At 69.7% G+C, this 19,752-nt stretch carries 30 protein-coding genes; all 30 read left to right on the top strand.

Annotated features, from left to right (window positions below; all coding sequences use genetic code 11):
- Nucleotides 1–8 precede the first annotated feature (8 nt).
- The 30 genes from JN22_RS33635 (at nucleotide 9) to JN22_RS35435 (ending at nucleotide 19,749) form a co-directional block, all read left to right on the top strand.
- Complete coding sequence (locus JN22_RS33635) at nucleotides 9–290, top strand: host nuclease inhibitor protein (protein ID WP_143269036.1); 282 nt, start codon at nucleotides 9–11, stop codon at nucleotides 288–290.
- Nucleotides 283–894, top strand: coding sequence for a hypothetical protein (locus JN22_RS33630; RefSeq protein ID WP_143269035.1), 612 nt, complete (start codon nucleotides 283–285; stop codon nucleotides 892–894). The genes JN22_RS33635 and JN22_RS33630 overlap by 8 nt, the downstream gene beginning before the upstream one ends.
- Nucleotides 895–947: 53 nt before the next feature.
- Nucleotides 948–1,184, top strand: a complete 237-nt coding sequence (locus tag JN22_RS33625; protein ID WP_085558237.1) for a hypothetical protein — start codon at nucleotides 948–950, stop codon at nucleotides 1,182–1,184.
- Complete coding sequence (locus JN22_RS33620; RefSeq protein ID WP_085558236.1) at nucleotides 1,181–1,615, top strand: hypothetical protein; 435 nt, start codon at nucleotides 1,181–1,183, stop codon at nucleotides 1,613–1,615. Before JN22_RS33625 ends, JN22_RS33620 begins: the two co-directional genes overlap by 4 nt.
- The gene (locus tag JN22_RS33615) at nucleotides 1,612–1,863 is read left to right on the top strand and encodes a hypothetical protein (protein ID WP_085558235.1); all 252 of its coding nucleotides are present in this window, start codon (nucleotides 1,612–1,614) and stop codon (nucleotides 1,861–1,863) included. Before JN22_RS33620 ends, JN22_RS33615 begins: the two co-directional genes overlap by 4 nt.
- 283 nt (nucleotides 1,864–2,146) lie before the next feature.
- Nucleotides 2,147–2,593: a hypothetical protein gene (locus JN22_RS33610; protein WP_085558234.1), complete on the top strand. Its 447-nt coding sequence runs from the start codon at nucleotides 2,147–2,149 to the stop codon at nucleotides 2,591–2,593.
- 3 nt (nucleotides 2,594–2,596) lie between these two features.
- Nucleotides 2,597–2,893, top strand: coding sequence for a hypothetical protein (locus JN22_RS33605; protein ID WP_085558233.1), 297 nt, complete (start codon nucleotides 2,597–2,599; stop codon nucleotides 2,891–2,893).
- Nucleotides 2,893–3,138, top strand: a complete 246-nt coding sequence (locus tag JN22_RS33600) for a hypothetical protein (protein WP_143269034.1) — start codon at nucleotides 2,893–2,895, stop codon at nucleotides 3,136–3,138. Before JN22_RS33605 ends, JN22_RS33600 begins: the two co-directional genes overlap by 1 nt.
- A complete protein-coding gene (locus JN22_RS33595) occupies nucleotides 3,135–3,608 on the top strand; it encodes a regulatory protein GemA (RefSeq protein WP_085558232.1) in 474 nt (157 codons plus the stop codon). The genes JN22_RS33600 and JN22_RS33595 overlap by 4 nt, the downstream gene beginning before the upstream one ends.
- Nucleotides 3,605–4,141 carry a hypothetical protein gene (locus JN22_RS33590; RefSeq protein ID WP_085558231.1) on the top strand — a complete coding sequence of 179 codons (537 nt, stop codon included), beginning with the start codon at nucleotides 3,605–3,607 and terminating at the stop codon, nucleotides 4,139–4,141. Before JN22_RS33595 ends, JN22_RS33590 begins: the two co-directional genes overlap by 4 nt.
- A 61-nt stretch (nucleotides 4,142–4,202) precedes the next feature.
- Entirely contained in the window at nucleotides 4,203–4,739 is a 537-nt protein-coding gene (locus JN22_RS33585) for a hypothetical protein (protein WP_085558230.1), read from the top strand.
- 10 nt (nucleotides 4,740–4,749) lie between these two features.
- The gene (locus JN22_RS33580; RefSeq protein WP_143269033.1) at nucleotides 4,750–5,292 is read left to right on the top strand and encodes a hypothetical protein; all 543 of its coding nucleotides are present in this window, start codon (nucleotides 4,750–4,752) and stop codon (nucleotides 5,290–5,292) included.
- Nucleotides 5,285–5,494, top strand: coding sequence for a TraR/DksA C4-type zinc finger protein (locus JN22_RS33575; protein WP_085558430.1), 210 nt, complete (start codon nucleotides 5,285–5,287; stop codon nucleotides 5,492–5,494). The genes JN22_RS33580 and JN22_RS33575 overlap by 8 nt, the downstream gene beginning before the upstream one ends.
- The gene (locus tag JN22_RS33570) at nucleotides 5,491–5,967 is read left to right on the top strand and encodes a DUF2730 family protein (RefSeq protein ID WP_085558228.1); all 477 of its coding nucleotides are present in this window, start codon (nucleotides 5,491–5,493) and stop codon (nucleotides 5,965–5,967) included. The genes JN22_RS33575 and JN22_RS33570 overlap by 4 nt, the downstream gene beginning before the upstream one ends.
- Nucleotides 5,964–6,344, top strand: coding sequence for a hypothetical protein (locus tag JN22_RS33565; protein ID WP_085558227.1), 381 nt, complete (start codon nucleotides 5,964–5,966; stop codon nucleotides 6,342–6,344). Before JN22_RS33570 ends, JN22_RS33565 begins: the two co-directional genes overlap by 4 nt.
- Nucleotides 6,344–6,850, top strand: a complete 507-nt coding sequence (locus JN22_RS33560) for a DUF1804 family protein (protein WP_085558226.1) — start codon at nucleotides 6,344–6,346, stop codon at nucleotides 6,848–6,850. Before JN22_RS33565 ends, JN22_RS33560 begins: the two co-directional genes overlap by 1 nt.
- Nucleotides 6,850–8,559, top strand: coding sequence for a phage terminase large subunit (terL, locus tag JN22_RS33555; protein ID WP_143269031.1), 1,710 nt, complete (start codon nucleotides 6,850–6,852; stop codon nucleotides 8,557–8,559). Before JN22_RS33560 ends, terL begins: the two co-directional genes overlap by 1 nt.
- Nucleotides 8,559–9,983, top strand: a complete 1,425-nt coding sequence (locus JN22_RS33550) for a hypothetical protein (RefSeq protein ID WP_085558225.1) — start codon at nucleotides 8,559–8,561, stop codon at nucleotides 9,981–9,983. Before terL ends, JN22_RS33550 begins: the two co-directional genes overlap by 1 nt.
- The gene (locus JN22_RS33545) at nucleotides 9,973–10,983 is read left to right on the top strand and encodes a DNA cytosine methyltransferase (RefSeq protein ID WP_085558224.1); all 1,011 of its coding nucleotides are present in this window, start codon (nucleotides 9,973–9,975) and stop codon (nucleotides 10,981–10,983) included. The genes JN22_RS33550 and JN22_RS33545 overlap by 11 nt, the downstream gene beginning before the upstream one ends.
- The gene (locus JN22_RS33540; protein WP_085558223.1) at nucleotides 10,976–12,367 is read left to right on the top strand and encodes a hypothetical protein; all 1,392 of its coding nucleotides are present in this window, start codon (nucleotides 10,976–10,978) and stop codon (nucleotides 12,365–12,367) included. Before JN22_RS33545 ends, JN22_RS33540 begins: the two co-directional genes overlap by 8 nt.
- A 364-nt stretch (nucleotides 12,368–12,731) precedes the next feature.
- Nucleotides 12,732–12,938 carry a hypothetical protein gene (locus JN22_RS33535; RefSeq protein WP_085558222.1) on the top strand — a complete coding sequence of 69 codons (207 nt, stop codon included), beginning with the start codon at nucleotides 12,732–12,734 and terminating at the stop codon, nucleotides 12,936–12,938.
- Nucleotides 12,939–12,940: 2 nt separating this feature from the next.
- Nucleotides 12,941–15,259, top strand: a complete 2,319-nt coding sequence (locus JN22_RS33530) for a phage major capsid protein (protein ID WP_085558221.1) — start codon at nucleotides 12,941–12,943, stop codon at nucleotides 15,257–15,259.
- Nucleotides 15,260–15,305: 46 nt separating this feature from the next.
- Nucleotides 15,306–15,701 (top strand): hypothetical protein, encoded by a 396-nt coding sequence (locus JN22_RS33525; protein WP_085558220.1) that lies wholly within the window; start codon nucleotides 15,306–15,308, stop codon nucleotides 15,699–15,701.
- Nucleotides 15,702–15,705: 4 nt separating this feature from the next.
- Complete coding sequence (locus JN22_RS33520) at nucleotides 15,706–16,365, top strand: hypothetical protein (RefSeq protein ID WP_085558219.1); 660 nt, start codon at nucleotides 15,706–15,708, stop codon at nucleotides 16,363–16,365.
- A complete protein-coding gene (locus tag JN22_RS33515; protein WP_085558218.1) occupies nucleotides 16,365–16,874 on the top strand; it encodes an HK97 gp10 family phage protein in 510 nt (169 codons plus the stop codon). Before JN22_RS33520 ends, JN22_RS33515 begins: the two co-directional genes overlap by 1 nt.
- Nucleotides 16,874–17,362, top strand: a complete 489-nt coding sequence (locus JN22_RS33510) for a hypothetical protein (protein WP_085558217.1) — start codon at nucleotides 16,874–16,876, stop codon at nucleotides 17,360–17,362. The genes JN22_RS33515 and JN22_RS33510 overlap by 1 nt, the downstream gene beginning before the upstream one ends.
- A 4-nt stretch (nucleotides 17,363–17,366) precedes the next feature.
- A complete protein-coding gene (locus tag JN22_RS33505; RefSeq protein WP_085558216.1) occupies nucleotides 17,367–17,582 on the top strand; it encodes a hypothetical protein in 216 nt (71 codons plus the stop codon).
- 6 nt (nucleotides 17,583–17,588) lie between these two features.
- Complete coding sequence (locus tag JN22_RS33500; protein ID WP_085558215.1) at nucleotides 17,589–18,890, top strand: hypothetical protein; 1,302 nt, start codon at nucleotides 17,589–17,591, stop codon at nucleotides 18,888–18,890.
- A gap of 17 nt (nucleotides 18,891–18,907) precedes the next feature.
- Entirely contained in the window at nucleotides 18,908–19,411 is a 504-nt protein-coding gene (locus JN22_RS33495; protein ID WP_085558214.1) for a hypothetical protein, read from the top strand.
- A 113-nt stretch (nucleotides 19,412–19,524) separates the two neighbouring features.
- Entirely contained in the window at nucleotides 19,525–19,749 is a 225-nt protein-coding gene (locus tag JN22_RS35435) for a DUF1799 domain-containing protein (RefSeq protein ID WP_179166348.1), read from the top strand.
- Nucleotides 19,750–19,752: the final 3 nt, after the last annotated feature.

The following is a 19,752-nucleotide window of genomic DNA, read 5'->3' as shown; positions in this document are numbered from 1 at the left end:
GGTGCAGCATGGCCAAGCTCCCCCTTGCCGTTTTCTGCTACCGCTCCGGAGAAATCGGCTTCTCCCACATCGCCCCCAAGGGCGCCCTGGTGCTGGGGCGTGGTCCCGCCGCCCATGTCCGCAAGGCGGCTGAAGTGGTCGCCCGGCACGGCTATGACGGCCGGACGCTTCTGGTTCCTGGCATCCCGGAGGCCAGGACCGACGAGGTCGCGCTTGAGGCGGCCAGTTGGTTCCGCAAGCAGATCAAGCGCCGGCTCGCCAGCTATGCGGTGGAGGCGCCCCATGTGTGACCGCATCCACACCGCCACACTGACGGAAGGACGCCCCGTCGAAGTGGAGCTGGTCCAGTACCCGCCCGTCTTCGACGGCCCGGCCGGTCACGCGCTGGCGCACGTCCTGTCGGACGTAGCGTCCCGGCGCGTCCATCAGATCGAGCGCGGTTATGACCACGCTCATGATGATGCCCACAACGCGGAGGACATGGAGGGGCACATCCACGCGCAACTCCACCGCTTATCCCGCGCTGAGACGGATGCCGCCTACCGCGACCGTCTGCTCGACGTGGCGGCCCTGACGGTCGCCGCGATCGAGCGCTGGGACCGCCCGGCGCCCGTGATGCCCGTGTCCAGCCGCCTGCCGCTGGAGCAGGAGGTGACGCACTGGCTCCGCCGTCACATCGGCGAGGCCATGGGCCGCACCGGCGAGGCGGCGATCGCCGCCGTCACACCCCGGATGCTGGTCGGCCGGCTGCTGGGCGCCATCCCCGACATGGAGAAACTGGAGACCGCCATCGCGTCCCGCTGGGGCGTGGTGCTGGTGATTTCCAGCGGCAACACCGTCGCCGAGGTGGCCGGCGCCATCGTCGGCGCCAGCCGGAAGGGGGCCGCATCATGAGCAGCCCTTGCCCCGTCCCCGGCTGCACCGGCTCTCAGCGGGCCGGAAAGCTGATGTGTCTGCGTCACTGGCGGCTGGTATCACCGGCGACGCAGGCGGAGGTCTATCGGACATGGCGCGCCTTCAGCCGCAACCGGCGCGCCGTAGGTGACGCCACCTGGGAGGCCCTGCGCGCCTACCGCACCGCTCGCGACAAGGCGATCAACGAAGCCGCCCGCGAGCAACAGCTCCATGAGCAGCCGGATCAGCTTGACCGACTGGCTGAAGCCGCGAAAGGGCTGATGCCATGACCGATCTGCCTGCCTTATTCCACGAACTGGTCGCCGCCTGCATCGACGAGGACGGCGTCTGGCCGCACCAGATGATCACCCGCCATGGTGACAGGCTTGAACTGGGGGCGCTCGCTCTGCCGCCCGGAGGCGTCATGGCCCATCTGCGCCGCACCATCCTCGGCGGCGCTGACGAGCTGATCTACGGCATGGACCGCTACACCAAGCCGGGCCAGAGCACCGAGTTCACGGATTGTATCGCGGGTGGCTGGTACCGCCGCGCCGTGGGCTGGCGGATCGGCGTCATCAACTACCGGAACGAGCCGCGCATCGTCCGCGCCTGGGATTGGAGCAACGTGTGGTGGACCAACGCGGTCGCTCATGAGCTGCGCCAGATCCTTCCGGATTTTCGTTTCGCGGATCCGCTGGACGCCGTGGTGGGGCACGCATGAAGGCCGCCCCCATCGCTCTGTCCGTCACCGTCTATGACGGCGTCGTCCCCGTCCTCCTGGTCGCCGGCATCCCCGGCCACCGGGAGGAGGTCGGTTTCCTTCTCGACGGCCCGCACGTCCGGACGCTCCGGCCGACGCGTGGCATCCCCGCGCGCCTGCCCGAGCGCCCGATGGTGCCGGGCCAGTCCAGCCTTGCCGCGATCCTGCGCCGGTCGGCGACCGTCGCGGCCGACCTTCCCGCCGATTGAGGCCGCCATGCTTCCCGCCGATCTGTCGCCCACGACCATCGACCGCCGCATTCTCAAGCACCACGCCGCCGGTCGTCCGCCGGAGGAGATTGCGGCGCTCCTGATGCTTCCCTGACAGCGCGTGGCCGCCGTGCTTCCGCCCACGCCGATCACTTCGCCCTCGGCGCCCGTGCCGGAGCCCGCGCCGCTGCGCATCGTTCTGCCGGAGCCGGCCACATCGGTGCCGGCACCGTCCAAACCCGCGCGCACCGCAACGCCGGCTCCGGCCGGCGCACCACCTTCCATGGCCGACGCAATCTTGCGCATCTTCGCCGCCGCCGTCGACGCCGGGGCGGCCTGTCCGACGAACGCTGAAGTCGCCCGTCAGATCGGCACCGACCTTCGCCGAGCGTCGCGCGCCATCGGCACCCTGGCCAGCGACGGGCGCCTGTCGTTCGAGTACCGTAAAGGAGCGGAGCGTCGCGCGACCATCGCCGGGAAGTCGAGCCGGTGGAGTGTTCAGCGCTTCGGCCGCACCACGCCCTCCACAACGTCGCCGCTGTTCGGCGTCGACGTCGTCGACCAAGCCCGCCGTCACCTGATGAGCCGGGGCTACGTGGTCCTGTCGGCCGGCGCCGGTGCCCACCGCGTGGACCGCCAGACCCTGTCCGACGACGAGCTGGTCGAGAAGGCCAACCGGTCGCTCTCGGCGCTGGGCCGCCCGCCGCTCTCCGGCCGGCTGGAGAGCTGAATCATGCCGCGCGACACCGCCGCCCTTGCGCTCTCCCTCGGCGTGGCCGCCCAGCGCCTGCACCAGGGCCGCGCCTTGGATGGTGCGTCGCGTGCCCAGCTTGCGCGCCTCCTCCTCCGTGCCGCCATGGCGTTGACCGGCGTCACGCCGCCCGTGCGTCTCGACGCCGATCCGCGCGCCCTGTTCGACGTCACCATGGATCTGTGCCGGGAAGCCGGCGTCACGCCGGGCGATCTGGCAGCCTGGTTCAACGACGCCGCCGAACGGAACGTCGGCCCGCTGACTCGGAGGGCGCCGTGATGCGGCAGCTCGACCTCTTCCGCAAGCCCCGTGCGCCAGCTCGTCACCGGCCCCGCACCATGCATGTGTTCGACGCCGGCAATCCGAGCCACGATGGACGGGCCTACATCCGACTGTGGTGCAAAATCTGCCACCACACGACCGGCTGGGTTCCGGAGCGCAGCGTCACCGCCGAACGCAAAGGCCGTGTCTGCCCAATCTGCAAGGGTGATCCGGCCAAGGCCAAGAAGGGAGTGCCGTCATGACCCGCACCGTCAAAACCCCCGCAACCGTTGACGCCTTGAAGCCGCTCCGGACCAAGGTCCAGGTGCTCCGCCGTCAGGTCCCCGACTTGGCCGACGACGACGTCTGGCGCCCCTGGCTGGCCCATGTCACCGGCGGCACCACCTCCACCCGGTCGATGACCGAAACCCAGCTCCGCGCCGTCGTCGACGCCCTGCACGGAGCCGGCGCGCCCCGCAAGGCCCCGGCGGCGATCGGCCGGCGCCGCTACACCGACACGGCGCAGATGGCGATGATCCGGGGCCTTTGGTTGGAGCTGGCCGACCTCGGCGCCGTCCGGGATCGGTCCGAGGCGGCGCTCGCCGCCTTCGTGAAGCGGCAGACCCGCCAGGACGTCGGCTGGCTGTCGCCCCAGGTCGCCGTCCGTGTCGTCGAGGCGCTGAAGAGCTGGCGCACCCGCGCCACCACCCGGCCAGAGGATCCTTCGTTATGACCACCGACGTCCCGCCCGGCCTTACCCCGCACATCCTGCCCGGCATCCTGCGCGAGATCGCCGAGATTGCCGGCTTGCAGGCGGCGGTCGATCTGTGCGTGGCCGCACGCGGACGTCGCTTCTACATCCCGGAGCGGAACAGCCTGACCAAGGCCCATCCCTTGGTGCGGGCGGTCGGGTGGCGCGCCGCCCGCCTGATCGCCCAGGCGTATGGCCGCGAAACCTTGTCCATCCCGAACGCCCGGCCTGTGTTGCGGGCCTACCGCGCTCGCGTCCTGCGCACCGCCGGTTACACCACGTCCCAAATCGCTATGCTCCTCGACATGAGCCGGGAGCATGTGCAGCATTTGGCGCCCGCCATCAGCTTTCCGCCCGCACCGGTGGACAGGCGGGTTCTGCGCGCGATCTTCAGTGACGTTCCCCATCGCTTCAGCCGCATGAAGCCCGGTGAGATGCTCGTCACGGAACCGCAGGCTCCGCCCGCCCGCCCGCTCCCCCTGTTCGACAGCATCGGGATAACGCTGCCTGACTGAGGTAGCCCACTCGATTTCGTCTCCATGTCGATAGGGGTAGCAACGCGCGAAAATGGTTGTCATGACGACAACCGCCCCCCTGGCCACCGGCCTCTCCGTCTCCCACTTCGCGCGCCACATCGTGCGCGATACCCTGGCCCGCCTCTCCGGTCCGGACGCTCCCGGCATCGACAGCGAGGCGGCCGTAGCCCTTCTGCTCGGCACCGCCGCACAGGAAAGCGGTTTCAGAGCTTTGGACCAGATCACCGGTCCCGGCGACATCCGCCTCGGCCCCGCCTACGGCATCTATCAAATCGAGCCGGCGACCCGTGCGGACGTCCACGCCAATTTCCTGCGGCACCGTCCCGAACTGAACGCGCGCGTCTGCCGCCTGCTGGCCGCCGACCCGTCGCCGGATCACCAGCTCGCTTCCAACCTCGCCTACGCCACGGCCATCGCCCGCCTGATCTACTACCGCTCGCCCGTCCGCCTCGCCGCCCCCGGTGACGTAGAGGGGCATGGGCGCGTCTGGAAGCAGGTCTACAACACCCCGAAGGGCAAGGGGCGGGTCGAGGACTTCGTCGACAACTACCGGCGCCGTGTCGCGCCTTTCCTGTAGGAGGCTCCCATTGTCCGTCGCCCTTACGCCGGCCGGCCTGAGCCGGTCTTTGCTCGCCCTTTCCATCGCCGCCCTGGTGCCGCTGCCGGCGCTGGCAAGCGCGGCGGGCGGCACCACGGTCGACCTGTCCGGCATCGCCAGCACCGTCGTCACCGTCATCGGCGCCGCCGCGCTCTGGCTCGGGCGCGCCGTCATCAGCGTGCTGGTGAGCCACATCCAGCAACGGACCCGGCTCGACCTGGACGAGCACGTCCGCGACTACCTGGACAGGGCGCTGCTTCAGGCCGTGGCCTACGCCGAGACGCGGATCGACGAGGCGGCCGACGCCTCCCTGTCGGCGGTCGACCTGCACAACCGCACCCTGGCTCTCGCCGTCAACTACGCGCTGGACCGCGTGCCCGACGCCCTTGCCCATTTCGGGATCACCGCGGCGGCGCTGACCACCATGGTCGAGGCGCGGATGGCGCGCACCTTCGGCTCGGTCATCCTCCAGAACGACGACGGCCACACCGTCTTCCAGGATGGTTCCGCCGGAGCGCCGGCCGTTGGCTGACGACGCTGACCGGGCGGCCGAGGCCGCCGCCCGCATCGACCTGATGGCGCCGGTCGCGGACATCCGCGACCGGCTCGCCGCCCCCGGCCGCGACCATTGCCAGGATTGCGGCGAGCCCATCCCAACCGCCCGCCGCATCGCCTACGAGGCCGCGACGCGCTGCATCGACTGCCAGACAGAAACCGAGGAACGCCCGCGATGATGCAATGGCTGCGCGATTACTGGCCCATCGTCGCCTTCGTCCTGGCGATGCTCGTCTTCCCCTTCGTCAAATGGGTCGTCGGCCAGCTCCGCAAGGGGCTGGCCAGCCATGACGACTTGCAGAGCCTGCGCATCGACGCGGCCGAGAAGATCGCCTCCAGCGCCAAGGCGTCCGCCGACGCCGCCGTGGCGCTGGAGGCGCGCCTCAACGCGCGGTTCGACCTGCTGTCCGAGTGGGTCGCCAACCACAACGTCGCCCACGCCAAGCTCGACGGCCAGATGGACCAGCTGCGCCAGACCATGGAACAGATGCCGACGGCGGCCCAGATCACCAACGTACTGGTCCGCCTGACCGAGGTGCAGGGCGACATCAAGGCGGTGCAGCGCACCGTCGACCAGATCGACGAGCGGGTGCTCCGCCACGAGGGCATCTTCTCCAACGCCGCCGCAAACCGTCAAAAGGTGTCCGCATGACCGACCATTTCGAGCTGGAGGCCGAGGGCGCGGCGTGGCTGCGCTCCACCCGTCTGGCGATGCTGATCGCCGCCTACAAGTTGCCCGGTCATTCGATCAAGGAAGGGGCGCTCCACCGCATCCTGACCGGCTCCCAGCGCATCCGCATCTCCCGTCAGCAGGTCGCCGAACAGGTGCGCTTCCTGGGTTCCGTCGGCCTCGCCTTCGCCGACGAGACGGGGAACGACGTGGTCCTCACCCTGACCGACAACGGCGTCGATCTGGTGTGCGGCAACGGCACCCACTCCGCCGTGGACAGCCCCAGCGCCGGCACCGCCCGCCGGCTGGCCCTGCTGACGGCGGCCGGGCTGGCCCGTGGCACGCTGGAGCAGAGCTGATGGCCCACGGTGACGCCACCCGCGCCGATCTGCGGCGCGCCTATGTCTATGACCGGCTGGAGCTGCCAGCGGCGGCCGACCGGGTCGCCGTCTCCCTGTCCACCGCCCGGCGCTGGAAGAGCGACGCGGAGGCCGAGGGCGACGACTGGGAAAAGGCGCGCACCGCCGCGCGGCTCGCCGGCGATGGTCGCCAGTCCGTCGCCGAGATGATCCTCAACGACTATCTGATGCTTCATCAGGCGTGCATGGAGGAGGTCAAGGCGGCGCGGACCATTGACCCGCTGAAGAAGGCGGAAGTGCTGTCCCGCTTGGCCGATGCCTTCAACAAGACGATGGGCGCCGTGAGCAAGGCGTCGCCCGAGCTGTCGCGCCTCGCCGTCGCCACCGACGTCATCCAGCGCCTCGCCGGCTTCATCCGCAAGCGCAAGGCGCCCCCGGCCGTGCTGGAGTTCCTGATCGACGCGCTGGACGAGTTCGCGTCCGAGCTGGCGCGGGACTTCGCCTGATGGCGCGTCATCGGTCCGAGCATCTGACCAAGCTGTCGCGGAAGGAGTTCCTCGACACCGTCGCCGAGATGCGTGCCGAATGGCAGGCGTCGATCGAGGCCGAGGTGACGGGACTGGACGAGGCCGCCGACGCCATCGCCGCGCGGCGTGCCCAGGCCCTGGCGCCGGACGGGCTGGAGTTCTTCGCCCGGACCTACTTCCCGCACTACATCAAGTCGCCGAACTCCCGGCTGCACGACCATCTCTACGCCCGCATCCCTGAGCTGCTCGCCTCGCCCGAAGGCGAAACCGACGCCATCGCCGCCCCGCGCGGCGAGGCGAAGTCCACCATCTGCTCCCAGCTCACGCCGCTCTGGTGCATCGCCCGCGCGATCAAGAAATACATCCTGGTCATCATGGATGTGAACGAGCAGGCCGTCCTGATGGTCGAGGCGATCAAGACGGAGCTGGAGAGCAACCCACGCCTGAAGCTCGACTTCCCGGAGATTTGCGGGCAGGGGCGGACCTGGAAGGAAGGCGTCATCGTCACTGCCAACGGCATCAAGGTGCACGCGCGCGGTGGCGGGCAGCGGGTGCGCGGCCTGCGCCACGGCCCTCACCGGCCCGATCTGGCCGTGCTCGACGATCTGGAGAACGACGAGAACGTCCGCACCGTCGACCAGCGCAACAAGCTGGAGCGGTGGCTGAACTCCGCCGTCATCAACGTCGGCGACGCGGCCGGATCGCTGGACATCCTCTACATCGGCACGATCCTGCACTACGACAGCGTGCTCAGCAGGACGATGAAGAACCCGCTCTGGCGGTCGGTGAAGCTCCAGTCGGTGCGCCGCTGGCCCGACCGGATGGATCTCTGGGAGAAGTGGGAGGAGAAGCTTCGCAACGACGGCAAGGACGCCGCCGAGCGTTTCCTCGCCGCCAACCTCGCCGCCATGGTGCGCGGGGCCGAGGTGTCCTGGCCGGCGGTGCGGCCCTTCCAGGCGCTGATGAAGCTCCGCTTCAAGATCGGCCGGACCGCCTTCGCCAGCGAGCAGCAGAACGACCCACTGTCCGAGGATGACCGGGTGTTCGGCGTCATCACCTACTGGGTGCAGCGTTCCGATGTCTGGGCGTTCTTCGGCGCGGTCGATCCCAGCATGGGCAAGCAGAACAAATCGCGCGATCCGTCCGCCATCCTGGTCGGCGGCTATGACCGTGAGAAGAAGATCCTCGACGTCGTCGAGGCGTCGATCAAGCGGCGCGTCCCGGCCAAGATCATCAACGACGTGATCGGCTTCCAGGACACCTATCACTGCACGAGCTGGGGCGTGGAAGCCATCCAGTTCCAGGAATTCTTCCGCACCAGCCCGCTGGAGAAGTCGGTGGAGCGCGGCATCCCGGTACCGGCCAAGGCCGTGGTGCCCCACACCGACAAGGCCCTGCGGATCGAGAGCCTGGAGCCCTACCTGTCGGCCGGCATGATTCGGCTCTCGGCCGCCATGTCCCAGCTGATCGAGCAGATCGAGCATTACCCGCTGGTCGACCATGACGATGGCGTCGATTGCCTGGAAATGCTCTGGCAGATCGCCATCGGCTCGCGCGCCGCCGCCGGCGCCAGCGTGCCGCCAGCGGGTGACCGAGGCGAGCGCGGCCGGCGCACCCAGGCAACGGGCGCGCCCCGCGAGCGCGGACGGATGTTTGGCGGGCTGTCGCGCCTGCTGCGGAGGTTGTGATGTGGTTCCTGGATCCGAAACTCTGGCTGGCCCAGTTCGGCCTTGCAGCCGGTCCGGTGTCCGCGCCGTTGCGCGAGGCGGCCGGCGACAGCATCGCCCCCGACGACGAGGACGGGTCCTGGCGCCCCATCTCCTCGGATGCGTCGCGCGACCTGGCGCCGATGACACAGGTGCGCATGCAGAAGCTGGCCGTCTACGCCTGGGAGCGCAACCGGCTGGCCAACCGCCTGATCGAGCTGCCCTTGGCCTTTTTGTTGGCCGAGGGCTGGAAACTGGAGGCCGACGACGACGAGGCGCAGGGCTGGCTCGACGGCTTCGTGCGCGACCCGATCAACCGGCTCGACCGCAAGTTCAAGATGTACGCCCGCGAGCTGGGGCTGTTCGGCGAGCTGTGCTTCCGGGTGTTCGAGAACGAGACGTCCGGCGCCATCCGTCTCGGCTACGTCGACCCCGGCACCATCGAGGCGATCGTCACCGATCCCGACAACGCCGCCCAGCCGATCGGCGTGGTGGTGCGCAAGTTGTCGGGCGGGCGCAAGCTGTACCGGGTGATCGTCGCCGGCGACGACGACCAGCTGTTCGGCGAAGGCGCCCTGCGCCTGCGCGCCGGCATGACGGACGGTGATTGCTTCTTCTTCCGCATCAACGGGCTGGCGCTGGGGCGCCGGGGGCGTTCCGACCTGCTCTCGGCGGTGGACAAGTGCGACGCCTACGAGGAGATGCTGTTCGGCGAGATCGAGCGCGTCGAGCTGCAACGCTCCGTCCTGTGGGACGTCACGCTGGACGGCGCCGATCAGGCCGAGGTCGACGAGCGTGCGTCCAAGATCGAGGCGCCGCGCCCGCGCACTGTGCGGGTCCACAACGAGCGGGAGAAGTGGGAGGCCATCGCCCCGACCTTCTCGGCGTCCGACAGCGGCGAGGCGTTGCGGAACCTGCGCAACGACGTGCTGGGCGGCTCGACCTTGCCGGAGCACTGGTACGGGAACGGCGGCAACGTCAACCGCGCCAGTGCGTCGGAGATGGCAACGCCGACGCTGAAGGTGCTGACCGACCGCCAGACCGACCTGAAGCACATCCTGGAAGAGATCGGCTTCTATGTCGTCTGGCGGCGGCGCGCGGCGCTCGACCGCGCCGCCGATCCGGCCGATCCGGCCTTCCAGGTCCGTGCCGTCTTCCCCGATCTGGCGACGAAGGACGTCGCCGCCATGGCCGGCGCCCTGGCCCAGACGGTGGCGGCGGCGGCGAACGCCGTCATGCAGAAGCTGCTGTCGCGCGAGACGGCCGTGGCCCTGATCGCCCTGGTCGCCAGCCAGCTCGGCCAGAAGATCGACGCCAAGCAGGAGCTGGAGAAGGCGATGGCCGACGCCGAGGACGAGGCGGCGAGCGATGCTTATCAGGAACCGGATGACGTGGATGCCCCATGACCTGGCTGTATCTTCCTCCCGGCCTTTGCGAGGTGGCGCCTTCTGCGCCGGCGGTGGCGGGCTTGAACTCAGCCTCCACATCGCCATCCCCGGATATCGCACTGTGGTGTACGTCGAGCGGGAAGCCTATGCGGCGGCCACTCTCGTGGCGCGGATGGCGGACGCGGCCTTGGATCAGGCTCCTGTCTGGGACGATGTTGCCACCTTCAACGGCCGACCGTGGCGTGGAACGCTGGATATCCTGTCTGCGGGCTATCCCTGCCAGCCCTTCAGCCACGCCGGCCGGCGACGTGGCGCCGACGATCCCCGCCATCTCTGGCCTCACATCCGCCGCATCATCGTCCAGTCCCGGCCTTGGCTCGTCTGGCTTGAAAACGTGCCCGGCCATCTCACGCTGGGGTATTCCGTCGTGCGCGGACAATTGGAAGCGCTGGGTTTCATCGTTGCGGAAGGATTGTTCAGCGCGCAGGAGGTCGGCGCAAGTCACAGGCGCGAGCGACTTTTTATCCTGGCCTACGCCCATCGACATCGGGAAGCGTGGCAGTTCATTCGCGTCTGCCGTAACTCGGCTCGGATCGCGCCAGCTGCCAAAGGTCGATGGCAAGCGCCGGGACCGGCAATTTCTGTTGATCGACGCCATCCAGCTCTGGCCTTCGCCTGCGGCGCGGGACTTCCGAACCCCCAATTCCAAGCGATCGCAGAAGGAGCGGACCCAGCGCTCCAAGTTGGGTCAGCAGCTTTCCAACTATGTGGCCCACGATTGGCCGGCGACGAGTTGCCTCTCTTCGCTCCTGGTCCTGCTGAATACGGTTCCTGGTTGGACGTTCTCAGCCGAAACCCGTCGCTTGTCCCCGCGGTTCGTCGAGCATCTGATGGGATGGCCCATCGGGTGGACCGACTGCGGATCGGCGGTAACGGGGTGGTTCCATTGGCTGGCGCGCTCGCGTTCAGCACTCTCGCAGCTCGTCTTGAAGGCCGGATGATGGGCTGCCATGGCTGACCCCCCTGCCTCCGATGCCGAACGCGACCGCGCCTTCAAGGCCGAGCGCACGGCCCGGCTGAAGGACCGGTCGCGCATCCAGGCCGAAACCCAGGCCGAGGTGCTGCGCGTCCTGAAGGAGGCGCAGACCGCCGTTCTCGCCCAGCTCGCCGGCGCGCCGACCGACTGGCAGCTCTACCACCTGACGGCGCTCAAGGCGGAGATCGCCCGCGCGATCACCGAGATGGAGGGCAGGCTCGACCGCGCTGTCTCGGACGGGCTGTCGTCGGCCTGGAACGCCGGCGCCCTGCTGGTCGACGCGCCGATCGCCGCCGCCGGCGTCGAGCTGGGCGGCATGCTGCGCGTCCTCGACACCCGCCGGCTGGAGGCGATGCAGGCGTTCTGCACCGACCGCATCAAGGGCATCTCGACCACCCTGATCGACAAGATCAACGGCGAGCTGGGGATCGCCATGGTCGGCGGCCGGACGCCGTTCGAGGCGGCGCAGGCCGTGGCCGGGCACTTGAAGGCCGGCGGCATCAACCGCGCCGTCACCATTGTGCAGACCGAGATCGGTGCCGCCTTCGCCGCCGCCGCCCAGGCCCGCCAGGAGCAGGCCCAGACGGTTCTCCCCGGCATGCGCAAACAGTGGCGCCGGTCCGGCAAGGTTCATTCCCGCCTGACGCACGACCTGGCTGACGGCCAGGTCAAGAAGCCCGACGAACCCTTCCTGGTCGGCGGCAAGCCCATCATGTTCCCGCGCGATCCGAAGGCGCCGGCGAAGGAGCGCATCCGCTGCGGCTGCACCAGCCTGCCCCTGATGGCGAGCTGGGAAGTGAAACACCCGCTCGACGTCCCCTTCACCCGCGACGAACTGGACGCCAACGCGACCAAGCGCCTGCTCGACGAGGCGAAGGCCACCGGCTTCGACAACTGGGCCGGCCGCATCCTGCGGCGGGAGGCCAAGCCCGATGGAACGGTGATGACCGCCGCCCAGCTCCTGCCCGAGGTGGAGGACTATCTGAAGCGGACGGCCGGCGCCGTGGTGGCCACCCGCGAGATCGGCGTCGCCGACCGCATGCTGGCGCATATGTTGCGCGACACCAAGGCGGCGAAGGGCAAGACCGTCCCCGCCGACCTTGCCCGCCGGTTGCCCCAGATCCTTGCATCACCGAAGGCGGTGCTGTGGGACCTCGCCGCGGCGAAGGCGGGGCGACCGACCCTGCAATACATCGCCGAGGTCGGCGGGGCGGAGAAGCGTCTGGCGCGCTTCACGGTGGTGCTGCGCGACCGCGACAGCCGCAACAAAATCCAGCGGCACAACAGCGTCGTCACCGCCGGTCTGGTCGCCCGGAGCGAGCTGACCAACGGCAAAGCGTATGAGGTGGTCCATGGGACTTTGTGACCGTCGCCAGGGGGCGCAACTCCCCCGAAACCCCTGTCCCGTCGAGCGGGTAAGGCCGGCAGCTCGCCGCTTGCGGCGGCGCACGCCAGGATGAAGCCGACTTCACATCACGGCGGCGGTCACGTCCCATATATAGAATGACTCGGTCGGATTGGAAAGGCGGCGCGCCGTCGCCTGTGGCGCGTTCCGCCTCCCGACCCTAACGAGGGTGCCCCCAACCGCCCCGAACGCATCCAGCCCCCGTCAAACCACCGTCAGAATTGACGCCATCGGGGCACCTCGGACGCAGTATCCATACCCATGATGCGCATGCCTTCGGCGCCTCACAATCGGGACCTCAGCTCCCCGATGCGAGACGCACCGCATGGCCCCGCCGCCCCGCCGCTCCCGAGCGGCCAAACCCGCACCCGTCGCCACCCCGGTCGCCACGGACCCGGTCGACGAAGACACCCTGGTCGCCGCCGCCCGCCATTTCGGCATCCAGCGCGACGACATCCTCGCCGTCGCCATCACCGCCGAGCGCGCGGTCGTCGTGACGGTGGACGGGCGCAAGCTCGTCCAGGAGGCGTGAGCATGCTGTTCCCGCCCGCCGGCATCGTGGGAGAGGTGGCGTTGCGCGAAGCGGCGGCCGGCTCCTTCCAGGACATCATCCGCCGTGTCGAGGGTGCCGTCCGCGCGCTCTTCACCCAGGCTGGCACCGCCGACGTCTACGTCTACCTGCGCGGCCTGTGGCCGGCCGAGGCGGTGGTGTCCGTCTCCGGCAAGGGCGCCGACGACCGTCTGCTCTCCTACCCCTACGAGCTGGTGAAGGACGGCACCGTTACGCTCGGCACGCCGGTCCCGGTGGTCGAGACCTTCACGCCGATCGACGCCAGCATGCGCGAGGCGGCCGGCGCCCTGCTGGAGGCGGCGGCCGGCGAGGACGCCGCCGTCACCGGCAAGTTCAAGGTCCGGGTGATCCGCGCCGGCCTGTCGGGCAACGGCAATTTCTATCCCGACGCGGTGCTGCGCGAGGCGGTCGGCCTGTTTGAAGGCGTCCGCGTCTTCGTCAAGTCCGACGCCGAACACCTGAAGGGCGGCGGCAAGGATCTCCGCAATCTGGTCGGCCGCATCTCCGGCGCCGCCTTCGTCGAGGGCCAAGGCGCCGACAGCGGCGAGGTGCAGGCGGTGCTGTCTCTGATCGACCCGGCCGACGCCATCGGCGTGAAGCTGCGCGAGGCGGTCGCCCGCGACATGGCCGACCTGTTCGGCCTGTCGATCGACGCCGAGGGCAAGGCCAGGACCGGCAAGGCCGGCGGCAAGCCGCTGCGCATGGCCACCGCCATCACGAAGATCCGCTCGGTCGATCTGATCGTCGAGCCCGGCGCCGGTGGCGCCGTCATCTCCCTCATCGAAGCGAAGGACGAAGACATGGCGCTGCGCGCCCGCATGATCGAAGCGATCCAGACCAAGCGGCCGGCGCTGCTTGCCGGCAAGGACGTCGCCACCCTCTCCGACGACGCGCTAGAGGCGATCTTCGCCGAGGCGCTCGACACGCCCGCGCCCACCTCGCCGCCGCCCTCCCCGGCGCCGACGCCGAACGCCGAGGAGGTCGCCCGGCTGGTCGAGGCCCGCATGTCGGCCACCATCCGCCGCAACAGCCTGATGCGCGAGCGCGTCGAGCGCTGCGGCCTGCCGCCCCAGGCCAAGGCCCGGATCGTCGGCGAGTTCGAAGCGAAGGTCGATTTCACGGAGGCGGCCGTCGACCAGCGCATCCGCGACGAGGTCGCCTATCTGGCGCCCTTCGCCCGGAACGGCGCCGTGATGGAGCTGGGCGACGCCCCGACCTTCGAGCCCGGCCAGAGCCGCGGAGAGAAGTTCCGCGAAGCGCTGGACGCCTTCTGGGACGAGACGCACAAGCACCACGCCCAGGCCCAGTCGATCAAGGCGCTCTACGTCATGGCCACCGGCGACGAGCGTGTCACCGGCCGGCTGCGCAACTGCGACCGCGCCCTGCTGCGCGAGGCGCTCGACGGCGACGACTTCGTCAACGTCTTCTTGGACTCCATGAACAAGCGCGTCATCCAGGTCTATCGCGCCTACGTCGAGATGGAAATCTGGCGCGACCTCGCCATCGTCGTCAACGTCGGCGACTTCCGCGAGCAATCCCGCGTCCGCTGGGGCGGCTACGGCGACCTGCCGATCGTCGCCAAGAACGACCCCTATCTGGAACTCGACAGCCCCGGCGAGGACGATCCGGCCAAGTACAAGGTCCGCAAGCGCGGCCGGCTGGAGAGCATCGCGCTGGAGGACATCAAGAACGACGACGTCGGCTTCGTGTCCTGGATCCCCACCGGCCTGGGGCGGGCGGCCAAGCGGACGCTGGCCAAGTTCGTGCTCGACTTCCTGCGGACCAACCCGACGATCTACGACGGCAAGGCCCTGTTCCACGTCGACCACGGCAACCTGATCACCGCCGCCCTGGCGTCCGCCTCCTACAAGGATCTGCGGCTCAAGATGAAGCAGCAGCCGGACGTCGGCGGCGAGGACGTCATCGGCGTCAACCCGAAGTTCCTGTGGGTGCCCGACGAGCAGGAGGAGACGGCCTTCGACCTCTTCACGCTGGGGCAGCGCAACGACCCCGACTTCACCGCCACGCTGAAGCCGACGATCCGCCCCGTCTGGTACTGGACCGACGCCAACGACTGGGCGGTGTCGGCCGATCCGCGCGACGTGCCGACGATCGAGATCGGCTTCCTCGACGGCCAGCAGGAACCGGAGCTGTGGACCCAGGACAGCCCGACCGCCGGCTCTCTCTTCTCGAACGACCAGATCACCTACAAAATCCGCCACACCTACGGCGGCACCGTCCTCGACTACCGCGGCCTGGGCAAGTCGGTCGTTCCCGCCTGATTCCCTCCGTCAGAACCCGCCGACGCCCCCGTCAGAAGGAACGCCCATGCCGACCCCGCACACCCCCAACGGCGGCGCCCGCGCCTACACCATGCTGGTGCAGCTCAGCGGCGACCACACCGCCACCACCGCCAACCTCGCCCGCGTCAAGCTCAACGGGCGGCACATGATCCTCGGCATGGACGCCGTAGCCCGCGCGTCCACCGGCACCGGCCAGTCCTGCGCCCTCACCCTGTCGGTCGACGGCGCCAGCCTGCTGGTGGCGCCGCTGGGCATCACCTCGACCGCCGTGACGTCGGCCACCATGGTCAACGTGCCGTCGACCGGCGGCCTGCGTCCGGCCGTCGCCGACGAAGGTGTTCTCTCCATCGGCGCGACGCTGGCCGGCACCAGCCCGGTCTACAAGGACATCAGCGTCTCCCTTCATCTCGTGCGGGCCTGACGCCATGGCGCGCAGCGACATCGAGGCGCTGATCGCCGATCTGGTGCAGGAGGACGCCCGCCTGCGCGCGGGCGCCGTTGACCGCGCCATCGACGAGGCGGTGCGCCGCTACGCCAAGGACCGGCCGCGTGTCCTGGTCGCCGACACCGTGTCCACCGGCGACTATCTGCTCGCCGTCCCGGCCGGCTGGGAGGACGGCAGCCGCATCCTGTCGCTGGAATGGCCGGTCGGCGCCAACCCGCCCGCCATCCGCCGGCCCGGCGCGCTGACCCTCTACGCCTCACCGGACGGCCCCCGCCTGCAATGCAAGGTGCTGCCGCCGGCCGACGGCGTGACGGTGCGCATCACCTTCAGCGTCGGCCACCGGCTGACCGGCAGCGACGACACCATTCCGGAGGGCGACCGCACCGCCGTCGCCAGCCTCGCCGCCTCGACCCTGCTGGAGCAGCTGGCGGTCGCCACCGCCGGCGACACCGACAGCACCATCCCGGCCGACACGGTCGACCACAAGACGGCGTCCGACCGCTACGCCGCCCGCGCACGGGCGGCGCGCAAGGTCTACGACGATCACCTCGGCGGCGCGGCGGGCGTGGTGCGGCCGGTCGGCGCCGCCGAGGTCGGGCTTCCGGGCCGCCTCGGCCTGCTGCGCGGACGGAGGGAGTGATGGCGACGCCGTCCTATGGCCTCGCCTTCGACGCGCGGGCGGCGGCGGCCCTCGCCCGCGCGCCGGACATCTTCCTGACCGAGCTGGCGCGCGGCATCCTGGAAGGCCAGATGCTGGCCGAGCGCGAGGTGAAGGAGCGCACCCCGACCAGCGGCGCCGGCACCCTGCGCGACAGCATCGGCGCGCTGCCGGTGCAGTTGTCCGGCGACCGCGTCACCGGTCTGGTCGGCACCGCGCTCGCCTACGCCGAGCCGGTCGAGCTGGGCAGCAAGCCGCACATGCCACCGATCGAGCCGCTGTTCGACTGGGTCAAGCGCAAGCTCGGCCTGCGCAACGCCGACGATGGCAAGGCGCTGGGCATCGCGCGGGCCATCCAGTGGAAGATCTTCCACGTCGGCACCAAGGGCGCCTTCATGTTCCGCGACACCTTCAGTGCCATCCAGCCGCAGCTCGACGCCATCATGGGCGCCGCCGCCCTGCGCGCCATCCACAAGGTCGAGGGGCTGTGATGACCGACCCCGTCCGCGACGCCATCGTCGCCACGCTCGCCGGCGTCCCCCGGATCGGCCGGGTCCATGACCGCGAGCGCTACGCCAAGGAGAGCAAGGGCCTGCTCGCGCTCTACGGCTGGACCGACCCGGACACCGCCAGCGCCGCCCTGCGCGGCTGGTTCGTCTCGCTGACGTCGGAGGTCTACCGGCCCAAGCGCGTCGGCCGCGCCACCGCGCTCGCTGAATGGCGGATCGTCGGGCTGATGGGCTTCGACGACGACGGGTCCAGTGAGCTGGCTATGGCCGATCTGGCGCGGGCGGTGGTGCGGGCCTTCCGCGCCGACCCGACGCTGGACGGCGCCGTCTCCCGTCTGTCCGACAGCCACGCCGGCGAGGGTGCCCCAGTCGGCGCGCAAATCCTGCGGCTGGAGCCCGTCATGTTCGCCGGCGTCCTGACGCACCGCGCCACCCTTTCGCTCATCACCGAACGCTTCCTTCAGGAGTGAGGCCATGCGCCGCTGCATCGACACCATCATCCACGATCAGGCCGAAGGTCCGGTGCCGGACGGGACGCCGCCGTCCGCCGTCTCGGTCCCGGCGGAGGCTCCGGCCGTCCCGCCCGCTCCCGAGCCGGCCGCCGAAACCGATCCCGAGCTGGAGCCGCCCCTGTCGCCGCTGGCCCAACTCGTCACCACCACCCCCCGCCGCCGCCGTCCACAGGAGTAACACCCCATGGCGACCCTGCCTTCCGAACCGGTCAACTGGGACCACAAGGCCGTCTACGCGGCCATTGAAACCGCCTTCGGCGCCGGCGCCGCGTCGATCACCGGCGCCGACGCGGTGCACCTCTGGGACGTGACGTGGACGCCGCTGGAGGCCGAGGAGAAGGAGCTTCCCTATGTGAAGCCCTATTTCGGCTCTAATGCCTCGGTCCTCATCAACAAGCGCTCGAAGCTCTCGTTCAAGGTCGCATTGGTCGGGGCCGGCGCCGCCGGCGTGCCGTGCTGGGACCGCTTCATGCGCGCCGGCGGTTCGGTCCGCACGCAGGTTCTGAAGACGCCCATGGCGACGATCGCTGCCACCGCCGTGAAGACCAGCGGCGCCGGCGCGTTCACGTACGCGCGCACCACCGCCTATGGCGGCGTCCACCCCTGCGTCGCGACGCTGACCTGCACGACGGGCGGCGGCACCGGGGTCGCGGCCTTCACCGTGTCGGCGCCGGGGGTCGGCTCGGATGCGGAGTATGAGGAAACCGGCGTCGTCATGACCATCGGTACCACCTTCGACCTGCCCGGCGGAGCGGCCATCACTCCCGGCGCCATCGGCACGCCCTTCGTCGCCGGCGACATCTTCACCGTCGCCTTGACCCCGGCCGGCTGCACCTACGCGCCGTCCAGCGACCGGGGAGGACACAAGAGTCTGGAGATCGTCCTCACGCTGCCAGACCCGGAGAACGACGGCCAGGATCAGGCGTGGCGGATGCTGGGCGGACGCTGCACCATCAAGGCGTCCGGCACCGCCGACGATTACCCGTACTATGAGGTCGAGGTGACGGCGGATTACGCCGCCCCGTCCCTGATCGCCGAGATCACCCCGGATTACGCCGCGTGGCCCGATCCGGTGGTGATGGACACCGACAACACGCCGCTGGCCCGCCTCTTCGGGCACGACGTCGTGCTGGAGACGGTCGCCTGGGACAAGGGCAACACGGTGGAGTATGTCAGCCGGGTCGGTCGCAAGGGCGCCCGCATCTCCGACGCCAAGACCACCCTGTCCGCCAAGATCGAGGCGGCCAGCATCGACGACGTCGATTGGTGGACCCTCTGCACCAGCCGGGCCTTCGGCGAGTTCCTGTTCCAGCACGGTGTCGGCGCCGGTGACGCCGTCGTCATCCGGACGCCCCGCTGGCAGCTCGCCGCGCCCAAGCCGGGCGAGTCCAAGAAGGACTTCATGCTCGACCTGTCGGGCAAGGCGGTCCCGGCGGCCGAGGGCGCCGACTGGACCATCTTCGCCTCTTCCACCGCCGTCGCTTGATCCGAGAGAAGACCGCCATGAGCAAGATCGCCTTCGTCCTCGATGACGACCTGGTCGTCACCGCACCCGTCCACATCCGCGTGCCGAAGTCCGCCCGCACCAGCGGCGGCGTGTCCAAGCAGGAGTTCGTCACCAAGACGGCCTACGTGGACATCCGCGTCCCCCCCGAAGATGAACTGGAGGAGGTGCAGGAGCGCACCCGCCAGCACAACGCCGATCTGCTGAAGCGGCTCGCCGAGGCGGAGAAGAGCCGGGCGGGCGCCGAGGACGACGAGGCCCGCCTCGCCGCCGACGCCGAGGTCGTCCGCATCAACAAGGACATCCGCAACGGCATGACCGAGCAGTTGAAGGAGTTCGTCGTCGCCCTGCCGGACGGTCACGGGATCGCCGAGAAGGACGGCAGTCTCGCCGTCTACTCGCCCGAGCTGATCGAGCGGCTGTGCGCCTATCGCCATGTCCGCACCGCCCTGTGGGACGCATGGCTCCTGGTGCTGAACGGGGATCCGAAAAAGGGAAACTGATCGCCGCCGTCCAGCGCTGGGCTGGCAGCGGCTCGACCCGAGGCCGGCTGTCACCCACGGCTGGCGGCGGGAGGGGGGAGGACACCGTCCGTCTCTGGAAGCCCCTCTGGCCCGTGTTCGAGCTGTTCTTGAAGTGTGAGCGGGTCTGGCGTTACCCGGCGATGGGCGGTCCTCCCATCAGCTTGGACTGGGCACAGGTCAGCCCGCTGGCCGATGGGCTGGGTGTCCCCTGGGATCGCGACACCATCGATCTGATGCAGGCGATGGAAACCGAGGCGGCAAGGATCTGGACCGCCGAATGGAAGCGGAAGAACCCGCCGAAGACGACGCCGGGGTGAAGG

The sequence above is a fragment of the Azospirillum agricola genome (genome assembly GCF_020005195.1).
GTDB classification, from domain to species: Bacteria; Pseudomonadota; Alphaproteobacteria; order Azospirillales; family Azospirillaceae; genus Azospirillum; species Azospirillum agricola.
Note: the sequence above shows the minus strand (reverse complement) of the source record. Positions and strands in the feature narration are given on the sequence as shown.

Excerpts from the sequence above, each read along its gene's own strand:
- JN22_RS33595 (WP_085558232.1), top strand. The coding sequence starts at position 3,135 with ATGACCCGCACCGTCAAAACCCCCGCAACCGTTGACGCCTTGAAGCCG.
- JN22_RS33545 (WP_085558224.1), top strand. The coding sequence starts at position 9,973 with ATGCCCCATGACCTGGCTGTATCTTCCTCCCGGCCTTTGCGAGGTGGC.
- JN22_RS33520 (WP_085558219.1), top strand. The coding sequence starts at position 15,706 with ATGGCGCGCAGCGACATCGAGGCGCTGATCGCCGATCTGGTGCAGGAG.
- JN22_RS33515 (WP_085558218.1), top strand. The coding sequence starts at position 16,365 with ATGGCGACGCCGTCCTATGGCCTCGCCTTCGACGCGCGGGCGGCGGCG.
- JN22_RS33500 (WP_085558215.1), top strand. The coding sequence starts at position 17,589 with ATGGCGACCCTGCCTTCCGAACCGGTCAACTGGGACCACAAGGCCGTC.
- JN22_RS33535 (WP_085558222.1), top strand. The coding sequence starts at position 12,732 with ATGGCCCCGCCGCCCCGCCGCTCCCGAGCGGCCAAACCCGCACCCGTC.
- JN22_RS33625 (WP_085558237.1), top strand. The coding sequence starts at position 948 with ATGTGTCTGCGTCACTGGCGGCTGGTATCACCGGCGACGCAGGCGGAG.
- JN22_RS33530 (WP_085558221.1), top strand. The coding sequence starts at position 12,941 with ATGCTGTTCCCGCCCGCCGGCATCGTGGGAGAGGTGGCGTTGCGCGAA.
- JN22_RS33565 (WP_085558227.1), top strand. The coding sequence starts at position 5,964 with ATGACCGACCATTTCGAGCTGGAGGCCGAGGGCGCGGCGTGGCTGCGC.
- JN22_RS33600 (WP_143269034.1), top strand. The coding sequence starts at position 2,893 with ATGCGGCAGCTCGACCTCTTCCGCAAGCCCCGTGCGCCAGCTCGTCAC.
- terL (WP_143269031.1), top strand. The coding sequence starts at position 6,850 with ATGGCGCGTCATCGGTCCGAGCATCTGACCAAGCTGTCGCGGAAGGAG.
- JN22_RS33560 (WP_085558226.1), top strand. The coding sequence starts at position 6,344 with ATGGCCCACGGTGACGCCACCCGCGCCGATCTGCGGCGCGCCTATGTC.
- JN22_RS33510 (WP_085558217.1), top strand. The coding sequence starts at position 16,874 with ATGACCGACCCCGTCCGCGACGCCATCGTCGCCACGCTCGCCGGCGTC.
- JN22_RS33570 (WP_085558228.1), top strand. The coding sequence starts at position 5,491 with ATGATGCAATGGCTGCGCGATTACTGGCCCATCGTCGCCTTCGTCCTG.
- JN22_RS33630 (WP_143269035.1), top strand. The coding sequence starts at position 283 with ATGTGTGACCGCATCCACACCGCCACACTGACGGAAGGACGCCCCGTC.
- JN22_RS33585 (WP_085558230.1), top strand. The coding sequence starts at position 4,203 with ATGACGACAACCGCCCCCCTGGCCACCGGCCTCTCCGTCTCCCACTTC.
- JN22_RS33615 (WP_085558235.1), top strand. The coding sequence starts at position 1,612 with ATGAAGGCCGCCCCCATCGCTCTGTCCGTCACCGTCTATGACGGCGTC.
- JN22_RS33620 (WP_085558236.1), top strand. The coding sequence starts at position 1,181 with ATGACCGATCTGCCTGCCTTATTCCACGAACTGGTCGCCGCCTGCATC.
- JN22_RS33540 (WP_085558223.1), top strand. The coding sequence starts at position 10,976 with ATGGCTGACCCCCCTGCCTCCGATGCCGAACGCGACCGCGCCTTCAAG.
- JN22_RS33635 (WP_143269036.1), top strand. The coding sequence starts at position 9 with ATGGCCAAGCTCCCCCTTGCCGTTTTCTGCTACCGCTCCGGAGAAATC.
- JN22_RS33495 (WP_085558214.1), top strand. The coding sequence starts at position 18,908 with ATGAGCAAGATCGCCTTCGTCCTCGATGACGACCTGGTCGTCACCGCA.
- JN22_RS33505 (WP_085558216.1), top strand. The coding sequence starts at position 17,367 with ATGCGCCGCTGCATCGACACCATCATCCACGATCAGGCCGAAGGTCCG.
- JN22_RS33550 (WP_085558225.1), top strand. The coding sequence starts at position 8,559 with ATGTGGTTCCTGGATCCGAAACTCTGGCTGGCCCAGTTCGGCCTTGCA.
- JN22_RS33590 (WP_085558231.1), top strand. The coding sequence starts at position 3,605 with ATGACCACCGACGTCCCGCCCGGCCTTACCCCGCACATCCTGCCCGGC.
- JN22_RS33605 (WP_085558233.1), top strand. The coding sequence starts at position 2,597 with ATGCCGCGCGACACCGCCGCCCTTGCGCTCTCCCTCGGCGTGGCCGCC.
- JN22_RS33525 (WP_085558220.1), top strand. The coding sequence starts at position 15,306 with ATGCCGACCCCGCACACCCCCAACGGCGGCGCCCGCGCCTACACCATG.
- JN22_RS33610 (WP_085558234.1), top strand. The coding sequence starts at position 2,147 with ATGGCCGACGCAATCTTGCGCATCTTCGCCGCCGCCGTCGACGCCGGG.